The sequence below is a fragment of the Amycolatopsis echigonensis genome (assembly GCF_002846615.1).
Taxonomy (GTDB): domain Bacteria; phylum Actinomycetota; class Actinomycetes; order Mycobacteriales; family Pseudonocardiaceae; genus Amycolatopsis; species Amycolatopsis echigonensis.
On record NZ_PJMY01000002.1, the window covers coordinates 348,791 to 374,894 of the forward strand.

General features: G+C 69.8%; 23 protein-coding genes and 1 riboswitch. Of the genes, 11 read left to right on the forward strand and 12 right to left on the reverse strand.

Going from position 1 to position 26,104, the window contains the following annotated elements; genetic code table 11:
- Positions 1-3 precede the first annotated feature (3 nt).
- From ATK30_RS03260 to ATK30_RS03275, 4 genes are read right to left on the reverse strand one after another with little or no spacing between them, the layout of a single operon-like run.
- Complete coding sequence (locus ATK30_RS03260) at positions 4-1,629, reverse strand: AMP-binding protein (RefSeq protein WP_101434241.1); 1,626 nt, start codon at positions 1,627-1,629, stop codon at positions 4-6.
- A gap of 13 nt (positions 1,630-1,642) precedes the next feature.
- Positions 1,643-2,377 carry an SDR family NAD(P)-dependent oxidoreductase gene (locus ATK30_RS03265; protein WP_101434242.1) on the reverse strand — a complete coding sequence of 245 codons (735 nt, stop codon included), beginning with the start codon at positions 2,375-2,377 and terminating at the stop codon, positions 1,643-1,645.
- A 9-nt stretch (positions 2,378-2,386) separates the two neighbouring features.
- Positions 2,387-3,532: an acyl-CoA dehydrogenase family protein gene (locus tag ATK30_RS03270; RefSeq protein ID WP_101434243.1), complete on the reverse strand. Its 1,146-nt coding sequence runs from the start codon at positions 3,530-3,532 to the stop codon at positions 2,387-2,389.
- Between the two features lie 2 nt (positions 3,533-3,534).
- Positions 3,535-4,329 (reverse strand): enoyl-CoA hydratase-related protein, encoded by a 795-nt coding sequence (locus ATK30_RS03275; RefSeq protein ID WP_101434244.1) that lies wholly within the window; start codon positions 4,327-4,329, stop codon positions 3,535-3,537.
- A gap of 115 nt (positions 4,330-4,444) precedes the next feature.
- Between ATK30_RS03275 and ATK30_RS03280 the strand changes: the two genes are divergently transcribed.
- Positions 4,445-5,062 (forward strand): TetR/AcrR family transcriptional regulator, encoded by a 618-nt coding sequence (locus ATK30_RS03280; protein WP_101434245.1) that lies wholly within the window; start codon positions 4,445-4,447, stop codon positions 5,060-5,062.
- A 1-nt stretch (position 5,063) separates the two neighbouring features.
- On the opposite strand, the gene argS is transcribed toward ATK30_RS03280, so the two are convergent.
- From argS to ATK30_RS03295, 3 genes are all read right to left on the reverse strand, one after another.
- Positions 5,064-6,782, reverse strand: a complete 1,719-nt coding sequence (gene argS / locus ATK30_RS03285; RefSeq protein WP_101434246.1) for an arginine--tRNA ligase — start codon at positions 6,780-6,782, stop codon at positions 5,064-5,066.
- 57 nt (positions 6,783-6,839) lie between these two features.
- On the reverse strand, positions 6,840-8,129 hold the full coding sequence (locus ATK30_RS03290) for an MFS transporter (RefSeq protein ID WP_101434247.1): 1,290 nt from the start codon (positions 8,127-8,129) through the stop codon (positions 6,840-6,842).
- Between the two features lie 945 nt (positions 8,130-9,074).
- On the reverse strand, positions 9,075-11,192 hold the full coding sequence (locus tag ATK30_RS03295) for a RecQ family ATP-dependent DNA helicase (protein WP_101434248.1): 2,118 nt from the start codon (positions 11,190-11,192) through the stop codon (positions 9,075-9,077).
- 166 nt (positions 11,193-11,358) lie between these two features.
- Here ATK30_RS03295 and nadD point away from each other — a divergent pair, with 166 nt between their 5' ends.
- The 5 genes from nadD to ATK30_RS03320 are packed head-to-tail and all read left to right on the forward strand — an operon-like array spanning position 11,359 to position 14,607.
- A complete protein-coding gene (gene nadD / locus ATK30_RS03300; protein ID WP_078560899.1) occupies positions 11,359-11,958 on the forward strand; it encodes a nicotinate-nucleotide adenylyltransferase in 600 nt (199 codons plus the stop codon).
- A 44-nt stretch (positions 11,959-12,002) separates the two neighbouring features.
- Positions 12,003-12,410, forward strand: a complete 408-nt coding sequence (gene rsfS, locus ATK30_RS03305; RefSeq protein WP_101434249.1) for a ribosome silencing factor — start codon at positions 12,003-12,005, stop codon at positions 12,408-12,410.
- Positions 12,407-13,021 carry a histidine phosphatase family protein gene (locus ATK30_RS03310; RefSeq protein ID WP_101434250.1) on the forward strand — a complete coding sequence of 205 codons (615 nt, stop codon included), beginning with the start codon at positions 12,407-12,409 and terminating at the stop codon, positions 13,019-13,021. Before rsfS ends, ATK30_RS03310 begins: the two co-directional genes overlap by 4 nt.
- A gap of 4 nt (positions 13,022-13,025) precedes the next feature.
- Positions 13,026-13,754 carry a diglucosylglycerate octanoyltransferase gene (gene octT / locus ATK30_RS03315; protein WP_101434251.1) on the forward strand — a complete coding sequence of 243 codons (729 nt, stop codon included), beginning with the start codon at positions 13,026-13,028 and terminating at the stop codon, positions 13,752-13,754.
- Positions 13,755-13,758: 4 nt separating this feature from the next.
- Positions 13,759-14,607: a DegV family protein gene (locus ATK30_RS03320; RefSeq protein WP_101434252.1), complete on the forward strand. Its 849-nt coding sequence runs from the start codon at positions 13,759-13,761 to the stop codon at positions 14,605-14,607.
- On the opposite strand, the gene ATK30_RS03325 is transcribed toward ATK30_RS03320, so the two are convergent.
- A complete protein-coding gene (locus tag ATK30_RS03325) occupies positions 14,600-15,286 on the reverse strand; it encodes a DUF3626 domain-containing protein (protein WP_101434253.1) in 687 nt (228 codons plus the stop codon). The two genes, ATK30_RS03320 and ATK30_RS03325, sit on opposite strands and share 8 nt — an antisense overlap.
- A 136-nt stretch (positions 15,287-15,422) precedes the next feature.
- On the reverse strand, positions 15,423-16,346 hold the full coding sequence (locus ATK30_RS03330; RefSeq protein WP_101434254.1) for a GNAT family N-acetyltransferase: 924 nt from the start codon (positions 16,344-16,346) through the stop codon (positions 15,423-15,425).
- A gap of 937 nt (positions 16,347-17,283) precedes the next feature.
- Between ATK30_RS03330 and ATK30_RS03340 the strand changes: the two genes are divergently transcribed.
- Complete coding sequence (locus ATK30_RS03340) at positions 17,284-18,312, forward strand: ComEA family DNA-binding protein (protein ID WP_376772266.1); 1,029 nt, start codon at positions 17,284-17,286, stop codon at positions 18,310-18,312.
- Positions 18,309-20,687 carry a ComEC/Rec2 family competence protein gene (locus ATK30_RS03345; protein WP_101434255.1) on the forward strand — a complete coding sequence of 793 codons (2,379 nt, stop codon included), beginning with the start codon at positions 18,309-18,311 and terminating at the stop codon, positions 20,685-20,687. Before ATK30_RS03340 ends, ATK30_RS03345 begins: the two co-directional genes overlap by 4 nt.
- Positions 20,688-20,711: 24 nt before the next feature.
- Here the strand turns inward: ATK30_RS03345 and thrC are convergent, their stop codons facing one another.
- The gene (gene thrC, locus ATK30_RS03350) at positions 20,712-21,977 is read right to left on the reverse strand and encodes a threonine synthase (protein ID WP_101434256.1); all 1,266 of its coding nucleotides are present in this window, start codon (positions 21,975-21,977) and stop codon (positions 20,712-20,714) included.
- Between the two features lie 13 nt (positions 21,978-21,990).
- Positions 21,991-22,124, reverse strand: a riboswitch (SAM riboswitch).
- Between the two features lie 131 nt (positions 22,125-22,255).
- Between thrC and holA the strand changes: the two genes are divergently transcribed.
- Positions 22,256-23,227 carry a DNA polymerase III subunit delta gene (gene holA / locus ATK30_RS03355; protein WP_101434257.1) on the forward strand — a complete coding sequence of 324 codons (972 nt, stop codon included), beginning with the start codon at positions 22,256-22,258 and terminating at the stop codon, positions 23,225-23,227.
- Between the two features lie 216 nt (positions 23,228-23,443).
- Here the strand turns inward: holA and rpsT are convergent, their stop codons facing one another.
- Positions 23,444-23,704 (reverse strand): 30S ribosomal protein S20, encoded by a 261-nt coding sequence (rpsT, locus tag ATK30_RS03360; RefSeq protein ID WP_009081037.1) that lies wholly within the window; start codon positions 23,702-23,704, stop codon positions 23,444-23,446.
- 415 nt (positions 23,705-24,119) lie between these two features.
- Between rpsT and ATK30_RS03365 the strand changes: the two genes are divergently transcribed.
- Together ATK30_RS03365 and ATK30_RS03370 are read left to right on the forward strand one after the other, a co-directional pair.
- A complete protein-coding gene (locus ATK30_RS03365) occupies positions 24,120-24,983 on the forward strand; it encodes a DMT family transporter (protein WP_101434258.1) in 864 nt (287 codons plus the stop codon).
- Positions 24,984-25,005: 22 nt separating this feature from the next.
- Positions 25,006-25,380: a VOC family protein gene (locus ATK30_RS03370; RefSeq protein WP_101434259.1), complete on the forward strand. Its 375-nt coding sequence runs from the start codon at positions 25,006-25,008 to the stop codon at positions 25,378-25,380.
- Here ATK30_RS03370 and ATK30_RS03375 read toward each other — a convergent pair.
- Positions 25,377-25,988 (reverse strand): class I SAM-dependent methyltransferase, encoded by a 612-nt coding sequence (locus ATK30_RS03375; protein WP_101434260.1) that lies wholly within the window; start codon positions 25,986-25,988, stop codon positions 25,377-25,379. The two genes, ATK30_RS03370 and ATK30_RS03375, sit on opposite strands and share 4 nt — an antisense overlap.
- Positions 25,989-26,104: the final 116 nt, after the last annotated feature.

Here is a 26,104-nt window from a genome sequence, read left to right on the forward strand (position 1 = left end):
AAGCTACTGAACCGGCCGGGGACCGGTCCCGCTGTGCTTTTCCACCAGTGCCCGGAGCTGGAACTTCTGGATTTTGCCGCTGGCGGTCCGGGGGAGTTCCGGGAACAGTTCCACGCGCTCTGGCCAGTACTGCTTCGCGACGCCCTTCTCGGCGAGAAAGCCGCGCAGCTGCTCCAGATCCAAGTGCGCGCCGGGGTTGAGCACGAGGCAGGCGCACGCGCGTTCCTGCAGCCGCGGATCGGGAATCGCGACCACGGCGGCCGCTTCGACGTCCGGGTGTTCGTAAAGGACGTTCTCCACGTACGCGACCGGGATGTTCTCTCCGCCGCGGATGATCACGTCCTTGGTGCGGCCGGCGATGCGGAGGTAGCCGTCCGCGTCGATGGTCGCGAGGTCGCCGGTGTCGAACCACTCGCCGGTGAAGCTCTCCCGCGCCAGGTCGAGCCGTTCCGCGTAGCCGACGAACAGGAACGGCCCGGCGACCTGCAGCCGGCCCTCGGCGCCCGGCGGCAGCTCGGTCCCGTCCGCGTCGACGACCCGGATTCGCATGCCGGGCCACGGGTAGCCGTCGGTGTCGATCAGCTTGTCGTCCGGATCGCCCGGGATGCCGAGCGTGACCAGCGCGTCCTCGGTCTGCCCCCAGCCGCCGAGCACGACGAGACCGGGAAGTTTCCGTCGTGCCTGCCGCACGAGCGCCCGGGGGATCGGCGCGCCCATGCAGCAAAACCGTCGCAGGGAACTGAGGTCGTGCTCGGCGAGGTTCGGCGCGGACACCAGGTCGTGCAGGAACGGCGTCGCCGCGGAGGTGTAGGTGATGCCGTGCTCGGCGACCAGCTCCACGAACCGGGCGGCGTCCCACACGTCCTGCAGCACGCAGGTCGCGCCGTTCTGCACGCCGAGCCTCGCACCGTAAAGAAACCCGGTGAGATGCGCGAGCGTCGAGGCCATGTGCAGGACGCTCTCGGAGGTGATGCCGAGCCGGGCGGGGAGCGGGTTGTTCGCGGCGATGGCGGTGTTGTGCGTGTGCATCACGCCCTTAGGCTCGCCGGTGGTGCCGGAGGTGAAGATCAGCAGCGTGACGTCGTTGGGATCAGGCCGCCACGACGGCAGTTCCCGCCGCTCTTCCCACGGTGTCGCGGCGAACTCGTCCCAGGACGACCCGACCACGAGCACGTGCTCCAGTTCCGGCCACTGCGGACGGAGCCGCTCCGCCATCGCCGGATAGTCGAAACCGCGGAATTCCCGCGGCACCACCAGGACTTTCGACTTCGCGAGCGCCACCATGAAGCCGACCTCGCGGTCCCGGTAGATCGGGATGAGCGGATTGCTGACCGCGCCGATCCGGCTCGCCGCGTAGTGCACGACGATCCACTCGATCCAGTTCGGCAGCTGGAACGACACGACGTCGCCCGGGCGGACGCCCAGCTCCAGCAGCCCGAGCGCGCAGCGGTCGACCTCCTGTTTGAGCTGGCCGAAGGTGATGCCGCGCCGCGAATCGACGAATGCGGTCTTGTCCGGCGTGGCCGCCGCGGCGTCGTCCAGGCAGTTGGTGATGGTGCGGTTGCCCCAGTACCCGGCGCGGGTGTGGGCTTCGATCGTCTCGTCGGTGAGGATCGTCGCGAACGGCATGGCGGGCTCCGGGTCAGCTCATGGTGAGGCCGCCGCTGACGCTGACGGTCTGGCCGGTGACGTAGGCGGCCTCGTCGGAGGCCAGGAAGGCGACCACATTCGCGATGTCCGACGGCTGCGCGAGCCTCCGGAACGGGATGGCTTTCGTCAGCGCTTCGCGCAGCTTCGGATTGTCGCCGCCGAGCGAGGCGAACAATTCGGTGTCCGCGGGCCCGGGACAGACGACGTTGGCGTTCACCGTGCTGCGCGCCAATTCCCGGGCGATCGACTTCGTGAACGCGATGATGCCGCCCTTCGCCGCGGAGTACACCGCCTCGCCCGACGAACCGACCCGGCCCGCGTCGGACGCGATGTTGACCACGGACCCGAAGCCCTGCTCGACCATCACCGGCAGCACCTCGCGGCAGGTGTTGAGCACGCCGTAGAGGTTGATCTGGACGACGCGGTCCCAATCGGCGCGATCGGACTCCACGAACGGACCGGCCTTGTCCCATCCGGCGTTGTTGACCAGCACGTCGATCCGGCCGAATTGCGAGCGGACCTGCTCGACTGCGCTGGCGACGGATTCGGCGGAGGTGACGTCGGTTTTCGCGCCCAGCCCGCCGATCGCGGCCGCGGTTTCCTTCGCGGTGGTCTCGTTGATGTCGCTGACCACGACGGTCGCGCCCTCGGCGGCCAGTTTCTCGGCGATGCCGCGGCCGATGCCCTGACCGGCGCCGGTCACGATGATGATTTTGTCTTTCAGCACAATGCCTCCTCAAGGGGCGTACGCGCGGCCGAGCAGGTTGCGCGCGATGACGAGCTTCGACACCTGCGCGGTGCCGTCGCCGATTTCCAGGCCGATCACGTCGCGCAGCCGCTGCCCGACCGGGCTTTCGCTGGAGTACCCGAGGTGCCCGAACGTCAGCAGGCACTGGTGGATGGTCTCGGCGGCGAGCTTCGGCGCCCAGAACTTCGCCATCGCTGCTTCAGTGCTGTGCTCGACGCCGTTGTCCTTGCGCCACAAGGCTTCGTAACAAACGTGCCGGGCTCCGCGCAGGTAGGTCGCCTGCTCGGCGAGGGGGAACGCGACGCCCTGGAAAGTCCCGATCGGACTGCCGAACGCCTCGCGGTCGCGGGACCACTGCAGCGCCTCGTCGAGAGAAACCTGGGCCGCGCCGAGGCAAGCGAGGCCGATGATCGCGCGCGAGTAGTCGAAGCCTTGCATCACGGAGACGAACCCTTGCCCTTCGCCGCCCACCAACGCTTCCCGGGGGACCGGCAGCCCGTCGAAGTGCAGCGAGGCCCGGCCGATCGCCCGGCTGCCGAGATCGTCGAACGCCGCCCGCGAGACATGGGTGTCGTCCAGTTCGACCCAGAACGCGCTGACGCCGCGGGCGCCGGGGCCGCCGGTGCGGGCGAGCACGAGCGCGACGTCCGCGGACATGCCCAGCGTGATCGACGTTTTCTCGCCGGTGAGCAGCCAGCCGTCGCCGTCCGGTTCGGCCTTCATCTCGAGCTTCGCGGCGTCGGTGCCGTGCCCGGGTTCGGTGATGCAGAACGCGGGCACGACCTCGCCGGACGCGATCGGCGGCAACCACGCGGCCTGCTGCTCCTCGGTCGCGTTGCGGGTGAGGATGTCGCTGACCAGCGCGCTGACGATGAGGAGATAGGCCGCGTTGAAGTCGCCGCGCGCGACCTCCTCGGCCGCCATCCCGGCGACGACCGCACTGGCCTCCTGGCCGCCGTGCCGTTCCGGGATGCGCAGGCCGGTCAGGCCCATCGATGCCAGGTCCGCGACGAGCTGGGGCCGCAACTTCGCCGCCTTGTCATCGGATTGGTAATGCGGCGCAAGGACTTTCCTGGCGAACCGGCGCAGTTCGTGCCGGTAGGCGTCCTCGTCGTCGGTGAACGAGAAATCCATGGTCAGTGCCAGTTCACGTGCGAGACGAAGTCCGGCTTGCGCTTCTCCGCAAACGCTTGCGCACCCTCCAGGCCCTCGGGCGAGGCGGTGAAGAGGTCGAGCGCGGACATGGCCAAATTGGACAGTCCGGCCTGGTGGTCGGTGTCGGCGTTGAAGGATTGCTTGAGGAAACGCAGCGCGGTCGGGCTCAGGGCGGCAGTGTCATCGGCCCACGCCTTGGCGGTCTTGAGCAACTCGCCCGGCGGGACGACTGCGTTGACCAGACCCATCCGTTCGGCCTCGGCCGCGTCGTACTGGCGGCAGAAAAACCAGATCTCGCGCGCCTTCTTCTCGCCGACGACCCGCGCGAGATAGGCCGAACCGAACCCGGCGTCGAACGATCCGACCCGAGGACCGGCCTGGCCGAACCGCGCGGTCTCGCTGGCGATCGTGACGTCGCACAGGACGTGCAGCACGTGGCCGCCGCCGATCGCGACGCCGTTGACCGCGGCGATCACCGGCTTCGGGATGTCCCGGATGAGCTTGTGCAGGTTGCCGATCTCGAACATGCCGCTCTCGGTGGGACCGTAGTCGCCGGTCTCCGCGCGCTGTTTGACGTCGCCGCCGGTGCAGAACGCCTTCTCGCCGGCGCCGGTGAGGATCACCGCCTGCACGTGCTTGTCCGCCCACGCCGCGCGGAACGCCTTGATCAGCTCGTCGACCGTCCGCCCGCGGAAGGCGTTGTAGCGCTCCGGCCGATCGATGGTGACAACGGCGGCCGGGCCGTCGATCTCGTACCGGATGTCCTCGAACTCCATCGTCCGCTCCCGTCTGTCGTCTGACCACGGTGACAAAATTTGACCCTAGAGTCAAAAGTTGAACGCATAGTCAACCGGTAGGCTTTCGGGACAGCGGAAAACCGGGAGGAGCGGGATGGGCGCGGTGAAGCCGCCGTCCGAGCGCATGCAGCGCAAACGGGGCAAGCGGATCCAGGAGATCCTGACGGCAGCGGCCGAACTGTTCGGCGAACGCGGCTACGACGCGGTGAGCCTGGAGCACGTCGCCGAGCGCCTCGACGTCACCAAGGGCTCGCTGTACTACTACTTCTCCAGCAAGGACGAGCTGGGCACGGCGGCGATCGAAACACTCGGCGACGAGTGGACGGCCCGGCTGGAGGAGTTGCTCGACCGCACCGAAGGCACGCCGGAAGTCCGGCTGCGCGCGTTGATCCACGAGCACGTCACGATCGCGGTCAACGACTATCCGGCGGCGCTGCGGCTGTTCCTGATGCCGCGCGAATGGCCGAGCGCGCAACGCGAACGCATCAAGGAACTCCGCCGTCGCCACGACGCGCTTTTCCGGGCGCTGATCGAAGAAGGCTTGGCGAGCGGCGAGTTCACCGTCACCAGCGTCGACACCGTGCTGCAGTGCATGCATGCCGCGATGAGCCAGGCGCCGACGTGGTGCGGTGAACTGCCGTCCGCCGCGCGGGGGAAAGCAGTGGACGAGGTCGCCGATACCTTGATGGCGCTCGTCCACATCGGACGGTGAATTAGAGGCGGCGCGGGGCCTCGATGCCGAGCAGCGCCAGTCCCTGGACGAGCGTGCGCGACGTGAGCGTGGCCAGCTGTACTCGCGAAGCGCGCAGCTCCGGCGTTTCCGCGCTCAGCACCGGACACTGTTCGTAGAAGCGCGAGAACGTGACCGCCGTGTCGTACAGGTACGTACAGAGCTTGTGCGGCGCGTACGCGGACGTCGCCGCGGTGATCGCTTCGCTGAACCGAAGCAGCGTCAGCGCGAGAGCGCGTTCCGCCGGTTCTTGAAGCAGGACTGGCGCGTTTTCGACGGTCTCGCCGGCCTTGGCGAGGATCGACTCGATCCGCGCGTGCGCGTACTGCAGGTAGACGGACGTGTTGCCGTCCTTGGCGAGCATGCGGTCCCAGTCGAACACGTAGTCGCGCTCGCGGTCGCTGGAAAGGTCGGCGTACTTCACGGCTCCGATTCCGACCGCGCGCGCGACTTCCTGCTGCTCTTCCGTGCTGAGTTCACTGCGCTCGGCAACGATTTCCGTGGCCTGTGCGACCGCTTCGTCGAGCAGGCTGGCGAGCTTGATCGTCTCGCCGGCGCGGGTGCGCATCACCTTGCCGTCCGCGCCGAGGATCGAGCCGAACCCGATGTGCTCGGCGTGCACGCCGTCGAGCCACCCGGCCGCGCGGGCCACCGCGAAGATCATCGCGAAGTGCTGCGCCTGCGGGGTGCCGACGACGTACAGCAGGTCGGTCGCGCCGCGTTCGACGGTCCAGTACCGGATGGTGGCGAGGTCAGTGGCCGCGTAGCCGTAGCCGCCGTCGCGCTTGCGGACGATCAGCGGGAGCCGGTCGCCTTCGCGATTGGCGAAGCCTTCGGGGAACACGCACACGGCGCCGTCGCTGATCTCGGTGAGCCCGTCGGCTTCGAGTTCGTCGACGACCTCGCCCAGGTACGGGTTGTAGAAGCTTTCCCCGTAGATGTCGTCGTCGGTCAGCGTGACGCCGAGCTGGCGGTAGGCCGCGTTGAAGTGCCTTGTCGACTCGTCGACGAGTTCCTGCCAGAAGGCGAGCGTGTCCGGGTCGCCGCCCTGGAGTTTCACGACGCGCTCGCGGGAGCGGGTCGCGAAGGCCTCGTCGGCGTCGAACTTCCGGCGCGCGGCCTGGTAGAACGCGTTCAGGTCGCTGCGGTCGCCGGACGGATCGTCCAGGTGGTGCTCGATGAGCATGCCGAACGGCGTGCCCCAGTCGCCGAGGTGGTTGTGCGGCAGCACTTCGTGTCCGACGAAACGCAGCAGCCTGCTGATCGCGTCGCCGATCACCGTGGAACGCAGGTGCCCGACGTGCATTTCCTTGGCGACGTTGGGACTGCTGTAGTCGAGCGCGACGCGGCGCGGCTGCTCGGTTTCGGCGACGCCGAGCCGGTCGTCTTTCACCTGCTCGGCGACGCGCTGCTCAAGCCATTCGCGGCGCAGCACGAAGTTCAGGAATCCGGGTCCGGCGATCTCGGGCGGGTCGGCGACGCCGTCCAATTCCAGGTTCTCGACGATCCCGGCCGCGACCTCGCGCGGTGGTTTGCCGAGCCGTTTGCCGAGGCTCATCGCCAGGTTGCACTGGTAGTCGACACCGTCGCGAGTGGACACCGCGATGAGCGCCGCCGACGGATCGAGGTCGACGTCGAACGCGCGGCGGAGCGCGGCCACCACGCGTCGGGCCAGTTCCTCACTAACCTCGGGCTTGCGCACGGTGTCCCTCCTTCGCGTAGTCGATCGTTGAAGCCTACCGACCGCGCGCGAGCGGGTTTACCGCAGTTCGCTGCCGTTCGTTTCGGGCATTCGGAAGATCACGAAGAACGCGATGACCGCCCCGACGGCGACGTACCAGAAGAACGCGGTGGCAGCGCCCGCCGCGGACAGCGCGCTGAGCACGAGCGGCGCGGTCCCGCCGAACACGGCCACGGTCAGGTTGTACCAAGCGCCGATACCGAGCCCGCGGAGTTCGGTGGGGAAGAGCTCACTCATGATCGCGGGGGCGAGCGAGGTCATCGCGGTGTAGAGCGCGAGGCCGACGCAGAACACGATGAGCAGATTCCCGAGCCCGGGTCGCACGAGGTAGGAGAGAGGGACGATCACCAGCGCCGTCGCGCCGGACCAGACGAGCAGCTGCGGCCGCCGTCCGTACCGGTCGGCGAGAGCGCCCATCGGGTACTGGAGGACGACGAAGAGGGCGGTCGCGACGGAAAGCGCGAGGAACGTGTCGACGTCGTTAGCGCCGCGCCCTTTGACGGCGAAGGACGGGAGGGCGCTGAAGAAGGTGTAGTAGCAGAGCGTGTTGAGCATCGAGAACCCGATGAGCTGCCTGACCGCCCTCGGATGCCGGGTGAGCGTGGTGAGCAGCGGCCGCTGCACCTGTCGCGCGGTTTCCTTTTTCTCGTGGTACAGCTCGGTTTCGGCGAGACTGCGTCGCAGCCACAGCCCGACGAGCCCGAGCACCCCGCCGAGCAGGAACGGAATCCGCCAGCCGAACGAGGTGAGGTGCGCCTTGTCCATCGTGCGGGCGAGCACGAACCCGACCACGGTGGCGATGAGCACCGCGGACCCGGTGGAGATGTAGAAAAAGGACGAGTAGCGACCGCGCCGCTCCTTGGGCGCGACCTCGCCGAGGTACGCGGAAGCGTTGGACACCTCCCCGCCGAGCGAAAGCCCCTGCGCGATCCGGGCGAGCAGCAGGAGAATCGGAGCCAGCCAGCCGACCTGCGCGAACGTCGGAAGGACCCCGATCGCGACCGACCCGCCCGCCATCAGCGAAATGGTGAGGATCATGGCGGGCTTGCGCCCGTGCACGTCGGCGAACCGTCCCAGCAGCACGCCGCCGAGCGGCCGGAAGAAGAACGCGAGCGCGTAGGTGGCGAACGTGTTGATCAACGCGAGCGTTTCGTTGCCAGGAGGGAAGAACGCGCCGGCGAAGTAGATGCTGAAGGTCGCGTAGATCGTCCAGTCGAACCACTCGAGCGCATTGCCCGCACTGGCAGCGAACAACTTCCGCACCGGCAACCGATGCCGAGCGACGCCTTCGGTCGTAGAACCGGCCATCGGGCAACCTCCACACGTCCACGTCCACGTCCGCACGGGCGGAAGGGGACTTTGCCAGAAATGCCCGGAGATCGGTAGATCTCGGCAAAGGATGCCAGTTGGCACATGTCCCACTGCGGCCGGTGACGCGGGATTGCCTTTGCCGCACGCGGTCGCGGTGCGAAGCAACGTCGGCGTGCGCCATCGGACATCGGCGGTGGTGCGGGTGTGCGCCACCGGAGATCAGCGGTGGCGCGGGTGTGCGCTACCCGAGTTCAGCGGTGGCGCGGGTGTGCGCTACCCGAGTTCGCGGTGACGCGAGCGTTGCCGCGCAGAGACTGCGTGCTGACGTGGCCGTGCATGGCGCTCTGGCTAAGGCTGTCCGCCGGGCTACTTGGCCGATACTCGTCCCCGCCCCGCCCCGCCCCGCCCCGCCCCGCCCCGCCCCGCCCCGTTCGTTCGGCATCCCGCGGACATGCGGTCACCTCGGGAGCGCAGGGCAGACCGCAGTCCCAGGGCGCGCGTCGGGCGCGCCGCCCCGCGGGGCCCGCAGCGCCGTCACCGACGCAGCGACCACGTCGCGGACCGGATCAGCCCAGCAGCATTGGCCTCACCCCGGCGGTCTTCGCCATGCCTCGACTCCTGCTTGTCGCATGCCCGCCTGGACGGCGCGTCGTGCACAAGCCCTGACCAGTTCGCCTGTCTGCCTGGGCTGCGGCAACTGCCAGCCAGCCGCCACCAAGTGGCCGCCAGCCAGCCGCCAGCCGATGCCAGTGCCCGCCAACCGGCCGCCCGCCAATCAGCCGACGCCCGCCAACGGCCACCAACCAGCCGCCAGCCGACGGCAGCGACCACCAACCGGCCGCCCGCCCGCCAGCCGCCAACCGGCCGCCCGCCAACCGGCCGCCCGCCAACCAGCTGCCGACCCCAGCCGCTCCCTCCCAGCCGCCAAGCTCCAGCACAACCTCAGGCAGTGGTCGCCAACGCGAACGGCAACACCCCCTCCGCGCCGGCCTGGCGCAGCAGCCGCGCCGCCAGGGTCATCGTCCAGCCGGTGTCGATCAGGTCGTCCACCAGCAGCACCGGACCGCGGCACTGCGCGACGCTCGCCGCCACGTCCTCCGGCAGGCTCAGCCTCCGCCACAAATCGGCCAGCCGTTGCGCGCTGTTCGCCTGCCGGGGCGGCGGTCCGGCCGACGCCAGTTCGCCCAGATAGTCCAGCCGTCCGATCGCCGAGAGTCGCAGCGCGAGGCTGTCCACCAGTTGCGGCCGTGTTGCCGACGGGATCGCCACCACGGCCACCGGACGTTGCGCCCACTGCCAGCCCGCGAGCACCTTCACACACGCGTCGAAGACCGAGTCGGGGACCTCCGCGTCCTTCGCGCCCGGGCCGAGCAGTTCGCGCAGCCGTCCGCCCCAGCCCACGTCCGTGAGCCGGCCCAGCACCTGCCCCGGCTCGGCCTGTTCGCCCGCTTTGATCCGGCCCGACAGCGGCACGTCGAGCCCGCTCATCCCGCTCGGCCACTGTTTGCGCGGCGCGACCTCGACGCCGGGCCGGTCCAGCCGTTCCCGCGTGGCGCCCGTGACTTCCTCGGACACCGCCGTGCTCCAGTGCTCCCCGGTGCAGTTGTCGCACCGGCCGCACGGCACCGCCTCCGGATCGTCCAGCTGCCGCCGCAGATACTCCATCCGGCACCCGGTCGTGCGGATGTACCCGAGCATCGCCTCCTGCTCCGCCGCCCGCGCGACACCGACGCGTTCGTACCGCTCCCGGTCGTACTCCCACGGCTGCCCAGTGCTTTCCCAGCCGCCGCGCACCCGGCGCACCGCACCGTCCACATCGAGCACTTTCAGCACCATCTCCAGCCGCGACCGGGAAAGCTCGACCGACGGCTCGAGCGCGGCTGTCGAAAGTGGACGGTCGGCGTACGCGAGCGCGTTGAGCACCTGCGTGACGCGCAGTTCGTCCGGGAACGCCAGCGACCCGAAGTACGCCCAGATCGCCTTGTCCTCCCGTCCGGGCAGCAGCACCACCTCGGCCCGCTCGACGCCGCGTCCGGCACGGCCGACCTGCTGGTAGTAGGCGATCGGCGACGACGGTGCGCCCAGGTGCACCACGAACCCGAGGTCCGGCTTGTCGAATCCCATTCCGAGCGCCGACGTCGCCACCAGCGCCTTGACCCGGTTGGCCAGCAGGTCGTCCTCCGCGGCCTGGCGGTCGGCCGGATCGGTCTTCCCGGTGTAGGCGGCCACCGGATAGCCGCGGTCGGACAGCAACGCCGCGACGTCGTGCGCGGCGGCGACCGTGAGCGTGTAGATGATGCCCGACCCCGGCAGCTCCGCCAGGTGCTCGGCGAGCCAGGCCAGCCGCGCCTCGTCGCTGGGGAGTTCGGCCACGGCCAGCCGCAGGCTTTCCCGGTCGAGCGGGCCGCGCAGGACGAGCGTGTCCGTCTCACCGCCGATGCCGAGCTGCTCGGCGACGTCCGTGGCCACCCGGTCGTTCGCGGTCGCGGTGGTGGCCAGCACCGGCACGCCTTCCGGCAGGTCGCCCAGCAGCGTGCGCAGCCGCCGGTAGTCCGGCCGGAAGTCGTGGCCCCAGTCGGAAATGCAGTGCGCCTCGTCCACCACGAGCAGGCCGGCGCTGGCGGTGAGCTTCGGCAGCACGCTGTCGCGGAAGTCCGGGTTGTTCAGCCGCTCCGGACTGACCAGCAGCACGTCCACCTCGCCCGCGGCCACCGACGCCTGGACTTGGTCCCACTCCTGCGCGTTCGCCGAGTTGATGGTGGCCGCGTGGATCCCCGCCCTGGCGGCGGCGGAGATCTGGTTGCGCATCAGGGCGAGCAGCGGCGACACGATGACCGTCGGCCCCGCTCCCTGTTCCCGCAGCAGCGCGGTGGCCAGGAAGTACACGGCCGACTTCCCCCAGCCGGTGCGCTGCACGACGAGCGCGCGCCGGTGGTGCGCGACCAGTGCCTCGATGGCGGTCCACTGGTCCTCTCGGAGGGCGGCGTCGTCTCCGGCGAGCGCGCGGAGCAGGGTCTCCGCGCGGGTCCGGAGGGCTGGGGTGGTATCGGTGGTGTCCACGTCCCCCGGTCTACCCCATGCCCCCGACAATCCCGGAGCCGCCCGGACCGGAACGGACAGTTTCCGGCCGGAAACGCAGAGTTATGTGACTCATGTCACAACAGTAACCTAGGTCGCAGCCGCGACGGGAAGCCCTCGCGTGCCCGCGCGTATAGGCTCACCGGCTATGTCACCACGCCGGATCGGGGTCATGGGCGGCACCTTCGACCCCGTGCACCACGGCCACCTCGTCGCGGCCAGCGAGGTCCAGTCGCGGTTCGCGCTCGACGAGGTCATCTTCGTGCCGACCGGCCAGCCGTGGCAGAAGTCCGGCCGCCGCGTCACGCGCGCCGAGGACCGCTACCTGATGACGGTCATCGCCACCGCGTCCAACCCGGTCTTCTCGGTGAGCCGGGTCGACATCGACCGCGGCGGGCAGACCTACACTGTCGACACGCTGCGGGACCTGCACGAGGAGTACCCGGACGACGAGCTGTTCTTCATCACCGGGGCCGACGCGCTCGAGCAGATCCTCACCTGGCACAAGGCCGACGAGCTGTTCGACTTCGCGCATTTCATCGGCGTCACCCGACCGGGCTATCGGCTCAATTCGCACCATCTGCCCAGCGGCAAGGTGAGCCTGGTCGAGGTCACCGCCATGGCCATCTCGTCCACCGGATGCCGCGAACGGGTCGAGCGCGGCGAGCCGGTCTGGTACCTCGTGCCCGACGGCGTTGTGCGCTACATCGCCAAGAAGGACCTCTACCGCAAGGACGCCGAGGCCTGACCGGGTACCCTCGTCCGGGCGTACCCCGAATCTGAAGGAGCACTGTGGCAGCGACGTCCGAGGCACGGGACCTGGCGGTGGCGGCCGCGCACGCGGCGGCGGACAAGCTGGCCACCGACGTGGTCGTCCTCGACGTGTCCGAGCAGCTCGTGATCACCGACGCGTTCGTGATCGCGTCCGCGGCCAACGAGCGGCAGGTCGGCGCGATCGTCGACAACGTGGAGGAGAAGCTCCGCATCGAGGGGCACAAGCCGGTCCGGCGCGAAGGCGCGCGCGAGGGCCGCTGGGTGCTGCTCGACTACGTCGACGTCGTCGTCCACGTCCAGCACGCCGACGAGCGCTCGTTCTACGGCCTCGAGCGGCTGTGGAAGGACTGCCCGCGGATCGAGGTCGAAGGGCTGGCGACGGTTCCCGCGAACGACACCGGCGACGCGGACGGTCCGGAGGCGTGAGCCCGCGGCGGCTGCTGCTCTGGCGGCACGGCGAGACGGACTACAACGCCGCCGGCCGCATGCAGGGACACCTCGATTCGGCGCTGACGCCAGTCGGATGGAACCAGGCGCGCTTCGCCGTGCCCGCGCTCGCGCGGTTCGCGCCGGAGCTGGTGATCGCGTCCGACCTGCGCCGCGCCACCGACACCGCGACCGTGCTCACCGAGGCGATCGGCGTGCCGCTGCAGATCGACAAGCGGCTGCGCGAGACCCACCTCGGCGAATGGCAGGGCCTGACCGGCGCCGAGGTCGACGAGGGCTATCCGGGCGACCGCGAGCTGTGGCGCACCAACGCCGCGTGGGCCCCGCCGGGCGGCGAGTCCCGGGTCGAGGTGGCCGAACGCGCCGCCGAGGTGGTCGACGACCTGATGCAGCCGAACTCCGACGCCGGGGAGTCGGTCCTGCTCGCCTCGCACGGCGGCTTGATCCTCGCGCTGACCGCCAAGCTGCTCGGCCTTCCGGTCGAGGTCTGGCCGTCGCTCGGCGGGATCATGAACTGCCACTGGGTCGACCTCGGCCACCGCGACGGGAAGTGGCGGTTGCACGCGTACAACGCGGGCATCACCGGCTGACCCGATGAGCCCGCAGCTGCTCGTCTTCGGCGATTCACTCTGTTTCCACGGCCCTGAAGGCCCTTGCGCGGCCGACGATCCGCGTCTGTGGCCCAACGTCGCCGCGAACGCGTTGTCCGGAAAAGCCGACCTCGTCGCCGGCATCGGCTGGACCGCGCGCGACCTGTGGTGGTCGCTCACCGGCGACCCGCGCGTGTGGGCGGATCTGCGCCGTGTCGACGCCGTCGTGCTCGCTGTCGGCCACATGGACACACTGCCGTCGCCGTTGCCGACGTACTTGCGTCAAGGACTTCGCTACCTTCGCCCCGACGGCGTGCGTCGCGTTGTACGCGGTGCCTATCTCGCTGCGCAGCCACGGCTGTCTGTCGTGATGCGCGGACGTCCTCGCGTGCTTCCTGCGCGGCTGAGCGTGAGCTACTTGGACCAGTCCGTCGAAGCGTTGCGCGCGTTGCGGCCTGAGTTGCCTGTGTTCGGAATGCTGCCTTCAGTGCACCGCGCTGACGCGTACGGGCGCGTACACACGGGACGCGCCGAAGCAGCCGCCGCGATCGCTTCGTGGGCCGCGCGATGCGAAGTGCCGTTGCTCGACACGCCCGGCGTGGTTGGCGAACATGTCTTGAGCGGCGCGGGAAATCCCGACGGCATGCACTGGGGATGGGCGGGACACGAAGCTGTCGGCACCGCCATGGCGAAGCTCGTTGCGCCGCACCTCGGCCCTGGCAACGTAGGCTGACGACGTGTCGGTCGCCGTGGTCACGGATTCCACCGCGCACCTGCCCGAAGGCTTCGCCGAGCGGCACTCGGTGCGCGTGGTGCCCCTGCACGTCCTCGTGGAAGGCGTGTGCTCGCTCGACGGCGTCGAAATGGGTCCCGCCGCGCTCGCGGAAGCGCTGGGGGAGCGGAAGATCGTCACGACTTCCCGGCCCACTCCAGCCGAGTTCGTCACCGAATTCCGGGCCGCTCTCGACGCGGGCGCGGACGCGGTCGTCTCGGTGCACCTGTCGAGCGAACTGTCCGGCACGTGGGAAGCCGCCGTGCTGGCAGCGGAAGAAGTCGGTTCCGACCGGGTCCGCGTCGTCGATTCCCGCACTACGGCGATGGGTCTGGGCTTCGCTGCCCTGCACGCCGCGGACGCCGCCGCTTCCGGAGCCAGCCCCGCCGAAGTCGAAGCGGCAGCAACGAAAGCGGCCGAACGGTCGTCAACGTTGTTCGTGGTCGAGACGCTGGAGCACCTGCGTCGCGGTGGCAGGATCGGCTCGGCCGCGGCGTTGCTCGGCACCGCGCTGGCGGTGAAACCGGTGCTGCACATGTCCGACGGCCGGATTTTGCCGCTGGAGAAGGTGCGCACGATGAACCGCGCGATCGGGCGCTTGGTCGAGCTGTCCGTGCAGGCGGCGGGCACCGGACCGGTCGAGCTGGCGGTGCACCATCTCGCCTCGCCGGAGCGGGCCGTCGAATTGGCGAACCGGCTCGAGGAAGCGATCCCGGGGTGCGCCGGGGGATGCGTGGTGTCGGAGATCGGCGCGGTCATCGGCGCGCACACTGGTCCCGGCGTGCTCGGCGTGGTCGTGCAGCGCGCTAGCTGAGTTCCTGGTTGCCGAACCGCGCGAGCAGGTGCCAGACGCGCTTGAGAGCTTGCTCGCCGTGGCCAGCCGCTTTCCCCAGTATCCGTGGGTCGAGATGTCCGTCCTCGGCCAGTTCGGCACCGAGCGCGGTGAACTTCGGTCCGCGGTAGTCGGGGTGCCGAAGCAGTTCTCCAGTGGTGAGCCGGAACCCTTCGTGCCATTCGACCCTGCCCAGTTTCCGGGCCGTCGCTTCGATTTCCGTTCCTCGATAGGACGGATCGAGTACGAGTGCTTCGACGTCCCGAGCCAGGTCCACCTCTCCGTGCACCTGCGCCTCGATGTAGTCGTCCAGCAAGTCTTTGTCGTCAGCCTCCGCGGCTGCGACCAGCGCAGACAGTCGATCCTCGACGCCGAACGCCGTCGGCTCGAAGAAACTGTCGGGATAGGTGAAAGTGGTGCGGGACATGGTGTGCCGGGCGAGTCGCAGATGCGCCGAACCGAACCGCGGCGAGCCGCCTGTCTTCCGGCCGCGGAAATTCAGCGACCCGTATTTCGGCCGGTGCTCCGGTGCGGCCTCGTCGTAGGCGCCCGCGAACAACCGGCTTTCCCAGCGCCAGCGGTCTACGCCCGGATGCGCGGTCAGCCCGCCGTTGCTGACGCCGGTCTCGAACTGCGAGCGGTACCGGCCGTCCCGCGCCATGCACTCCAGGATCGGCACCCGTCGACCAGCCGATCCGGGTGGAAATGCAGCGTGACCCGTCATGACGGATCCGCTGGCCCGCCAGCCGCCAACCCGGCGACATGGGCGACCGCGCGTTCCCCAGGCTCCACTCGGATCACGGCCAGGACATCGTGATCGTGCGCTCGAAGTTGACGTACCCGGCGCGCCGGAACGCGTTCGCCATCGGGACGTTGCCGAGGTCCGTCGCCGCCCGGATACGAGGAACCTGTTCCGCAGCAAGGATTCGGGTGCCCTCGGCGAGAATGTCTTCGATGTAGCCGTTGCCGCGATGTTCGGGCAGGACGGCCAGATAGCCGATGACCGGGTGGTAGTCATTGCGTGCCGGCGTGACGAATCCGACCGGCGTGCCGTCGGGCAGAGTGGCGACTCGCCACCAATCCCGAGGACTGCGGTAGTGCGCCAATTCGTCCTGGTAATGGCGGATTGCCGCTTCACGAGCGGACATCCGGGTCAGATCGTCACGGCTGTGGGCGTCGAGGGTCCCGTTCAGGACCCGGGTCATCAGGTCGAGGATCTCGTTCTCGTCGCGGATCTTCCGGAAGACCAGCCGGTTTCGCGGCGGGGCGACCGGAATCCCTGGCCGCCACTCGAAGCGCAGCCGCTCGGCGAGCAGGTGAGCACCGTTCTGTTCGAGCGCGGCCATCCGGTCTTCGACCACGCTCCGGGTCGCGGCTTTTTCGCGCCAGTCAACGGGAATTATCCGGTTGTAGACCGGGGGTCGAGTGCCCGCGGGCAGAATCTCCGCCGTCGCGGTCCGGAGCAGCCGCGCGCCGATGGTCACGTCCTCGACATCGAAAAAGTCCAGCAGAAACGGGACAGGTTCCTCAGCCCGCCCCCACCACGCGGCCCTGGCGACGAGTTCTCCGCCGCGAAGCGCGACCCACAACCACTCCGGCCTGCGTCGGCCGGTGGCGAGGTCGTCGGCGAGTTCGTGGTCGAGCCCGTAGGTGAGCTGGCAGAAGAGATCGAGTTCTTGCGGCCCAGAGATCGGGCGGAAGGTCAGTTCGGCGTGGTCCACAGCTACGGCATGCCCCCGTTCAACGGCTGACTACCAGATCTAGCGGACGATTGCAGCGGACGCGAACGCTTTTCGATCGCCAGCGCAGCAGGCCAAACCCGCCAGTATGACCGCGCACCCCGACAAACTCCGCCGCGTCTCGGGCCGTAACGGCCGAACTGTCCCCAAGGGGCGGGTTGTCCACAGATCGCGCGGAACCCCCTCGCCGCCGGACCGGCCGACGCCTAGCGTCGATCGTGTGTTCGAGCACTCCGCCCGAGACCAGGGCACTCCCGTCACCGTCAGGCTCACCTGGCTGGCCGACCAGCTGGCCGCGGCCCCGCACCTCGCCGGACCCGGCAGCGGGTCGGCACGCCGCTGGCTGCCCCTTGGCGGGCCGGGCCGATCAGTGCGCAGCAGCGGGGCGGGCGAGGCGGATCGGTTGTCGGCAGGTGCAGACAGCGACCTGGACGCGGGCGCGGAGCTGCCTGGCGGAGATTCGGCTTCGCGGACCCGGGGCGAGGGTTCGAAACATCGACTGTCTGCGGGTGCCGACAGCCACCTGCAGACAGGCACAGACGGCGCGGCTCCTGACTCGGTACCGGGCCGGAAAGCAAGGCTGTCTCCAGTTGCTGACAGTTCACCGCTTCTGGGCGGCCAGTGGGATGAAGTGGCGAGCAGTTTGGCGGCGACTGCGGACGGCGCTGCGAACGACCGGCCGCTCGGCTCGATGCCGCTCCCACGGTCGGCGGGCTTGAAAGGTCGGCTGTCGCCAGGCGCAGACGGCCCGGCATCCGACTCAACGCCGCACTCGCGCACCACGGGGCGGAAATCGCGGCTGTCGGCAGGTGCTGAGAGGCCTCTGTCGGCAGTTGCAGACGGCGGGGCACCGGCTTCGCGCACCACGGGTCGGAGCCCTCGGCTGTCTGCAGCCGCTGACAGTCATCTGTTGGCAGGCGTGGACGGCCAGGCACCGGGCTCGCGCACAACGGGCAGGAAATCGTGGCTGTCGGCAGAGGCTGACAGTCGTCTGTTGGCAGGCGCGGATGGAGGGGCACCGGTCTCGCGAACCACGCGTCGGACACCTCAGCTGTCTGCAGCCGCTGACAATCGTCTGCTGAGAGGCGCGGACGGCGGGGCACCAGACTCGCGCACCACGGGGCGGAAGTCGCGGCTGTCTGCAATTGCCGACAGTTCACCGCTACTGGACGGCCAGGTGGCACCCGCCGCGGACGGTATGCCGCTCTCCCGGCCGACGGGCCTCAAAGCCCGGCTGTCCGCACTTGCCGACAACCCCGAACCACCGGAAAGCCCCTTGCCCGGCGGCAAACTGGTCCGCAGCTGGCTGCCGGAACACACCGAACACCGCCTGGCCCGCCGCTGGCTCCCCGGCTCAACTGGCCTGACCGGCTTCCTAGGCCGCCGAGGAATGATCTTCGCCCTGGCCTTGCTGGCCGCCACCGCCGTCATCGCTGGCGGCCTGGCAATCTTCGGCCGCTCACCCGCAGCAGAGATCGCTCCGCCGCTCCCAACCGCCCGGGCGCAAGTGCCGCACGCGTCGAAAGCCAACGAGAACCTGGTAATCAGCGTAGTCGGCCACGTACGTTCGCCAGGACTCGTCACCGTGCCGTCGGGCTCCCGCGTCGCCGACGCCCTCCGCGCAGCCGGCGGTGCCGACCCCGGCGTCGATCTGACCGCGCTGAACCTCGCCCGCAAACTCACCGACGGCGAACAGTTGGCAGTCGGTGTCCCAGCCGCCCAATCGGCACCGGTCGGCTCAGGAGCCGCGCCCAGCAAAATCGACCTGAACTCCGCGACCGCCGAACAACTCGACAGCCTCCCAGGCGTCGGCGAGGTCACCGCGCGGCGCATCACCGACTGGCGTACCCAGCACGGCGGATTCTCGAGCGTCGAACAACTCCGCGACGTTGACGGGATCGGCCAGAGCAAATTCGAAAAGCTCCGCGAGCAGGTGACCGTCGGATGAAACTGGACACCGAGGAAAAGTCGCGGCGGGACCACGATTTCCGCCTCGTCCCCGCTGCTGTCGCCGGATGGGCGGCCACCCTCGCCGGACTGCACCTTGGCTGGTGGGTCGCGACCCTGGTCGGTGCGGTAGCGATCATCTGCGCCACTGTGCTTCTGGTGCGCGGCCGCACCAGATATGTCGGTGTCGGGGGAGCGCTGCTGCTGGTAGGGCTCGTGGCAGCAGTACCCACCGCCCTGCGCATCCACGACGCGGCAGCCGACCCGCTGGGATCCGCTGCCGTACATGGCGGCACAGCGGCGCTGCGGGTCGAGATCAGCGAGCGCCCACGGCCGATCCACCAAGCCGGTTACGCCGATCAGCAGGCAGGTACCCGATCGGTGGCGATTCCCGCACGAGTCACAACGGCCACAGTGGACGGTCGTCCCGTCGAGTCGACCGGCAGGGTGCTGTTGCTGGCACCGGTCGCGGGATGGAGCGGCCTGCTGCCCGGCCAGGAAGTTACGACGTCCGGTCGCCTCATGCCCGCACGCGGCGGCGAGTTGACCGCCGCAGTACTCTCCGTCCGCGCGGCGCCAGCCGACGTCGGGCCAGCACCGTGGTGGCAGCGCGCCGCCGCAGTCCTGCGGAACAGTTTGCATTCGCTGTGCGCGATCCTGCCGGAGGAACCAGCGGGCCTCCTGCCTGGACTGGTCCTCGGCGACACGAGCGCGTTGCCGCAACGAGTCGAGGAGGAGTTCAAGGCCTCCGGGCTCACCCACTTGATGGCAGTGAGCGGCGGAAACCTTGTCATCATCGGCGGAGCCGTCCTCCTGCTGTGCCGATTGGTCCGTGCTGGACCGAGACTTTCCGCCGCAGCGGCTGGGAGCAGCTTGGCAGGTTTCCTCGTCCTGGTCGGTCCTGAACCGAGCGTCGTGCGGGCTGGCGTCATGGGCGGCATCGGCTTGCTCGCGCTGGCACTCGGACGGCGTGGTTCAGCGTTGCCCGCGTTGGCCTTCGCGGTGTGCGTACTGGTGGCATGGGACCCGACTATGGCGGGAAATTTCGGTTTCGCGCTTTCGGTTCTCGCAACGGCAGGCCTGGTGCTGCTCGCGCCGCGCTGGGCGGATTCGCTGGTACGAAGGGGAGTTCCTCCCGGTTACGCCGAAGGCCTCGCCGTGCCGCTGGCCGCGTTCGTCGTCACCGCGCCAGTCATCGCCGGGATGGCGGGAACGGTCAGCATCGTCTCAGTTGTCACCAATGTCCTCGCGGCACCGGTGGTCGCGCCGGTGACCGTGCTGGGAGTGCTGGCAACCGTCGTCGGGCCATGGTGGCCAGGTGCGGGGCATCTGCTGATCCAGGTGGCAGATCCGGAGGCCCGGTGGCTGATCACCGTCGCCCGGCACGGCGCGAGAGCGCCTGGCGCGGCGCTCTCCTGGCCGGGTGGCTGGTGGGGCGGACTATGCGCGGCTGTCCTGCTGGTCGTAATCGTCGTGGCGGCGCGGTTTCGCCGGCTCCGGCTGCTGGTGGCGATCGGATTGGTCGTTATGCTGCTGACGGTCGTGCCGGCCAAAGTCCTGGCTCCTGGCTGGCCGCCGGACGGCTGGGCGATGGTGGAATGCGATGTCGGACAAGGAGATGCGGTCGTCCTGGCTACCGCCGAACCCGGACGGGCCGTGGTCGTCGACACCGGGCCGGAGCCGGGGCCGGTCGACGAATGCCTGCGGAGGCTGGGCGTCGATCGGGTGCCGTTGCTCGTGCTGAGTCACCTGCACGCGGACCACATCGGCGGCCTTGCCTCGGTATTCGACGGCCGGGCAGTCGGCGCGATCGCGGTCGGTCCAGGACGTGCTCCGGCATGGGCGTGGCAGTCGGTGTCCGGCGAAGCGCGGCGTCGAGGCGTGCCGCTAGCGCAATTGAGCGAGGGGCAACGGCTGGAGTGGCCGGGGCTGTCGCTGGAGGTGCTCGGTCCGCGTTACGCCACCACTCGCGCACCCGCTCTGCAGGACGGCACGATGATCAACAACAGTTCCGTGGTCCTGCGCGCCGAAACCTCGGCTGGCCGGGTTTTGCTGACCGGGGACGTCGAACTGGCCGCGCAGGCGGATCTTCTCGCCGAGGGTGTGGACCTGCGGGCTGACGTCTTGAAGGTGCCGCATCACGGTTCGCGGTATTCGCTGCCGCAGTTCCTCGCGGCGGTGCGGCCGCGTACGGCGTTGATCAGTGTCGGCGCGGGCAACGGATACGGACATCCGAGCAAGTCCACAGTGGACGTTCTCGGCACGATGGGAGTGCTGGTCACCCGCACCGACGTGGACGGGGACACCGCCGTCCTGCCTGGAGGAAGCGGATCGGCGGTCGCGCGCCGGGGCGAGCCGCGGGGTCCGCCGCGGTAGTGCGGCGGACCCCGGGCCGGTGCGTCAGTAGCCGAGCGCCTTGGCGACGGCTTCGGCGGACGGCGGCACGGTGGCCTTCGGGCCGACGTGGTTCTCGACCGCGTCGAGGGTCTTGAGGCCGTCGCCGGTGATGAGGAGGACGGTTTCGGCGTCCGGGTCGAGCTTGCCGGTTTCGACGAGCTTCTTCGCGGTCGCCACGGTGACGCCGCCCGCGGTCTCGGTGAAGATGCCTTCGGTGCGCGCGAGCAGCCGGATGCCTTCGACGACCTCTTCGTCGGTGACGTCCTCGATCGCGCCGCCGGTGCGGTTGACCACGTCGAGCACGTACGGGCCGTCGGCCGGGTTGCCGATCGCGAGCGAGCGGGCGATGGTGTCCGGCTTGACCGGCTGGACCACGTCGTGGCCGTTGCGGTACGCGGTGGAGACCGGCGAGCAGCCGGTGGCCTGTGCGCCGAACACCTTGTACGGGCTGGCGTCCACGAGACCGAGCTGGCCCAGCTCGCGGAAACCCTTGTCCACCTTGGTGAGCTGGGAACCGGAGGCGATCGGCACGACGATCTGCTCGGGGAGGCGCCAGCCGAGCTGCTCGGCGACCTCGAAGGCGAGCGTCTTCGAGCCCTCGGAGTAGTACGGGCGGACGTTGACGTTCACGAACGCCCACTTCGGGTGCTCGGCGGCCAGTTCGGTGGCGAGCCGGTTCACGTCGTCGTAGTTGCCGTCGACGGCGATCAGGTCGCCGTCGTAGACCGCGGTGGTGAGGATCTTCGCGCGCTCGAGGCTCTTCGGGATCAGCACGACCGACCGCCAGCCGGCGCGGGCCGCCGCGGCGGCGGTCGCGTTGGCCAGGTTGCCGGTCGACGGACAAGCGAGGACCTCGAAGCCGAACTCGCGGGCGGCCGCGAGCGCGACGGCGACGACGCGGTCCTTGAACGAGTGCGTCGGGTTCCCGGTGTCGTCCTTGACCCAGACGCTCTTGAGGCCGAGCTCCTTCGCGAGCCGGTCGGCGCGCACGAGCCGGGTACAGCCGGGTTCGGTGTTCGGGATCTCCTCGACGTTCGAGGGGACGGGAAGGAGTCGCTTGTAACGCCAGATGTTGCGCGGGCCCGCCTCGATGTCCTCGCGGCGGACGCGGCCGAAGTCGTAGGCGACCTCGAGGGGCGAGAAGTCTTCGACGGAGACGAATTCCGGAGCGAGCGGCTGCCGGTGCCCTTCTTCCTTCGACACCAGTTCGACGGCCGGACCGAGGTCGATCGTCTTGTTGGCGGAGGTGGCGCTGAGGGCTGCAGTCATCGCGAGGTTCCTTTCCTCATCTGCCCCGCCGAAGCGGGCCGGAATTGGCACCGTGGTCGTCAGCTACCCCGCGATCGCGGGATGACAGGCTGTACGCCGGTTGCCGGGGCTTCGTCGGGCCGTTCCCTCTGCCCCTCTGGATGAGCGGTATTCGGTTGTCGGAGCGCCGCCGGGCGCGTCCTCGGCTACACCGTACGACATCGCGATCAGCTCATGCCATGGAGGCGGCCCACATCACCGGAGCGGGCGGCCCGGCGGCCGGGTGAGAAGATGGCCGGGTGACCACCGCACCCGCGCCGCTGCACCTCGTCACGGGCGAGGAAGAACTGCTCATCGAACGGGCTGTGCGAGCTTCCCTCGACGCGGCCAGGGCCGCGGACCCGACGGCTGACCTCACGCGGATGCGGGTGTCCGATCTCACACCGCCCGTGCTGGCCGAGCTGGTGAGCCCGTCGCTGTTCGCCGAGGGGCGCGTGATCGTTCTGGAGTCGGCGCAGGACATCTCGCAGGAACTGTCCGACGCGGTGCTGGCGTACGCGAAGGCACCGGCCGACGGCATCGTCCTCGTGGTCGTGCACAGCGGCGGCGGGCGGAGCAAAGCCGCCAAGGCGCTCCCGGGCGCGTTGAAAAAGGCGGGCGCGGAAATCACCGAATGCCCGAAGCTCACCAAGCCCGCCGAGCGCGAGTCGTTCGTCCGCAACGAGGTGCGCCGCGCGGGCGGCAAGATCGACGCCGGGGGCCTGATGGCGCTGCTCGACTCGGTCGGCTCGGACCTGCGCGAACTGTCCTCGGCGGCGACGCAGCTGGTCGCCGACACCGGGGGAGTCGTCGACGAGCAGGCAGTCCGCCGCTACCACACCGGACGCGCCGACGTGACCGGCTTCGCGGTCGCGGAGAAAGCCGTCGCGGGCGACCGGGCCGCCGCGATGGAGTCGCTGCAGTGGGCGATGCAGCTGGGCGTCCCGCACGTGCTGGTGGCCGACGCGCTCGCCGACGCGGTCCGCACGATCGCTCGCGTGTCCGCGGCCGGTCGCGGCAACCCGAACCAGATGGCGGGCGAACTGGGCATGCCGCCGTGGAAGATCCGCAAGGCGCAAGGCCAGGCCCGCGGCTGGGGACAGGACGGCCTGGCGACCGCGATGCGCGTCGTGGCGCGGCTGAACGCCGAGGTCAAGGGCGCGGCGGCCGATTCGAACTATGCCCTGCAGCGCGCGGTCCTCGACGTGGTCGCGGCCAAGGGAGACCGCTGACGTCCTAGTCAGGCGACTGCCTCAGCCGAGCGTCGGCCGCTCGAACCGCTGCGTGCCGAATGTCCCGGCGACCGCTGCGCGGGGCGGCTGCGGCCATGACTGGCGCCGAGCCCTGCGTTCAGCCGGTGCCGCCCCGAACGACTGAACCGGCCCACGATCCAGGACACGGAAAAGGCCCGGCAGCCGAAGCCGCCGGGCCTTCCGGAAAGACTGCGCTCAGAGCTGGTTCGCGCGCTTCGCGAGAGCCGACTTCTTGTTCGCGGCCTGGTTGGCGTGGATGACGCCCTTGGTGACGGCCTTGTCGAGCTTGCGAGCGGCGTCGCGCTGCAGTTCGAGGGCCTTGTCCTTGTCACCGGCTTCGGCGGCCTCGCGGAACTTGCGGATCGCGGTCTTCACCGAGGACCGGATCGCCAGGTTGCGCTGCCGCGCCTTCTCGTTCGTCGTGATGCGCTTGACCTGCGACTTGATGTTGGCCATGGAGGCGTTCCTCTTTCACTCGGTGAAGGTCGCTGCCGCGTTCGTGTGGCTCCGGACCAGTCCCGAGGGACTGCCGGGTTTCCTCCCTGACGGAATGCCGCACGGCAACAGTCGAAAATCTTAACAGCCCTGCTCGCGGCGCTGGAGAGGCCCCCGGCGAGGCGTCCGGCGGGGCCCTGGTGCCCGCGATCGCCCGGCATCCCGGCTCCGGCTCGGTTACGGTGGGCTTCGGTAGTGCCTAGGGTTCCGTCGCCTGCCCGTGGTCCCGCACGGCGGGTCGCGCAGACAACGAGGGCGGGCGGGCCTGGTCCGAGCGGCACCTTCGGCGGGACACCGAGCCCCGCCGTTCATCTGACGGGACAAAAGCCTGGAGGACCCGGTCTTCAGCGTGCGCTGAAAACCTGAAAGGGTCCGGATGAACACCACTGCCCTCGCCATGGTCCTCGTCGCCGCGGTCGTGCACGCCGCGTGGAACCTCGCCGCCAAACGGGTTTCCGGCGGCGGTCCGCGGTTCGTCTGGCTGTACTACACGGTTTCGGCGATCGGGATGCTCCCGGTGATCGCGGTCGCGCTGGCCGTCGAACCCGAACGTCCACAGTGGACTTGGCTGCTCGCCGCGCTGGTCACCGCGGTGCTGCACGTGGTCTACGGAATCGTGCTGCAGCGCGGTTACGAGGTCGGCGACCTGTCGATCGTCTACCCGCTGGCCCGCGGCACCGGGCCGCTGGTGTCGGTGCTCGTGGCCGTTCTGGTCCTGGGCGAACGGCCCGGCGTGCTCGGGCTGATCGGCGCCTTCCTGGTCGTCTCGGGCGTCCTGGTGATCAGTCTCGGCGGCAGCACCGGCGATGCGAGGGCCCGTCGCGCGGGCGTGTTCTACGGCGTGGCCACCGGAACGGTCATCGCGGCATACACGCTGTGGGACGCGCACTCGGTGACGTCGCTCGGCGTGCCTCCGCTCGTCTATTTCGGCGGAGGCGCGATCGGCCAGAGCATTCTGCTGGCGCCGACCGCCGCCCGCGGCCGGTCCGAGATCAAGCGGCTGTGGCGGGACCACCGGCGCGAGGTCCTGATCGTCGGGCTCGCCTCGCCCGCGGGATACCTGCTGGTCCTGTACGCCCTGCGGATCGCGCCGGTCAGCCTCGTCGCTCCGGCGCGCGAGTTGTCGATCGTCTTCGGCGGGGTCGCCGCCTGGCTCGTGCTCCGCGAGCGCAACGCGGTCCGCCGGCTCGCCGGATCGCTCGTGGTGCTGGCCGGGATCGCTGCGATTGCGGTCGCCTGAGCGGCTCGGGTAGGCAGGAGCCATGGACGTACTGAGCAGCCGGGTGCTGATCCACCCCCGCGACCACGAGGTGTCGACCGCGTTCTACCGCGATGTCCTCGGCCTCGCGATCGAGCGCGAGTTCCCTGGCGGCACGCGGTTTTTCGCCGGCGGCGGGTCGATCGAGGTGGTCGGCACCGGCGAGGCCGGGCCCGGTCCGGACGTCAATCTGTTCCTGCAGGTCCGCGACCTCCCGGCGACGCTGGCCGAACTGGCCGGGCGCGGGGTCGAGCCGGTGCGCGAGGCCCGGCGGGAACCGTGGGGCACCGACGAGGCGTGGATCGCCGACCCGGACGGGCTGCGGATCGTGCTCGTCGAGGTCCCGGAGGACCACCCGTTGCGCCGCGACAAGCGCTAGCCCGGTTTCACGGCCCGGAGCTGGGCGGCGAGCGCGGCGAACCCCGGCGGGTCCCAGGTCCAGGTCTGCAGGTCGGTGAATCCGGCGGCGGCGGCTTCGTCGGCCAGCTCGTGCCGAGTCACCGGAAGCCACTTCTCGTGCGCCGAGAGCAGCAGCCGTCCGCCTGGCCGCAGCACGCGGAACAGCTCGGCGAAGGCGGCCGGACGGTCTTCCCAGAGCTGGACGTTGTTCACGGTCAGCACGACATCCGCGGACGCGTCCGCGCAGCCGGTGCGGGCCGCGTCGCCCGCGCGCACCTCGGCGCGGTCGCCGCAGCGGTCCGTGCAGAGGTCGCGCATCTCCGGCGAGGGTTCGACGCCGATCACCTCGCCGGCGAGTTTGCTCGCCGCGTCGAGGCCGACCCCTGGTCCGGGGCCGATGACGAGCACGGTTTCGTCGGGTTCGAGACGGGCCAGGTCGACGACGCGGTGCTCGGTCGCGGCGTTGCCGGCCGCCATCAGCTTCCCGCCGAGCCTGCCCAGCAGGCCGCTGGGGTGGCCGAAGGCACGGTCGAGCGCGGCGTCGAGGACGCCGGGACCGGGCGGCGAGGGGGAGGGTGAAGTGGTCATGCTTCGAGGTCATCACGAGACGCGCGGGGCCGCATCGGGGATGACCCCCACCCGCACCCGGAGGTCCATGGGACGATGGGGTACGGACATCCCCCACCATCCCGAGGACAGCCCGA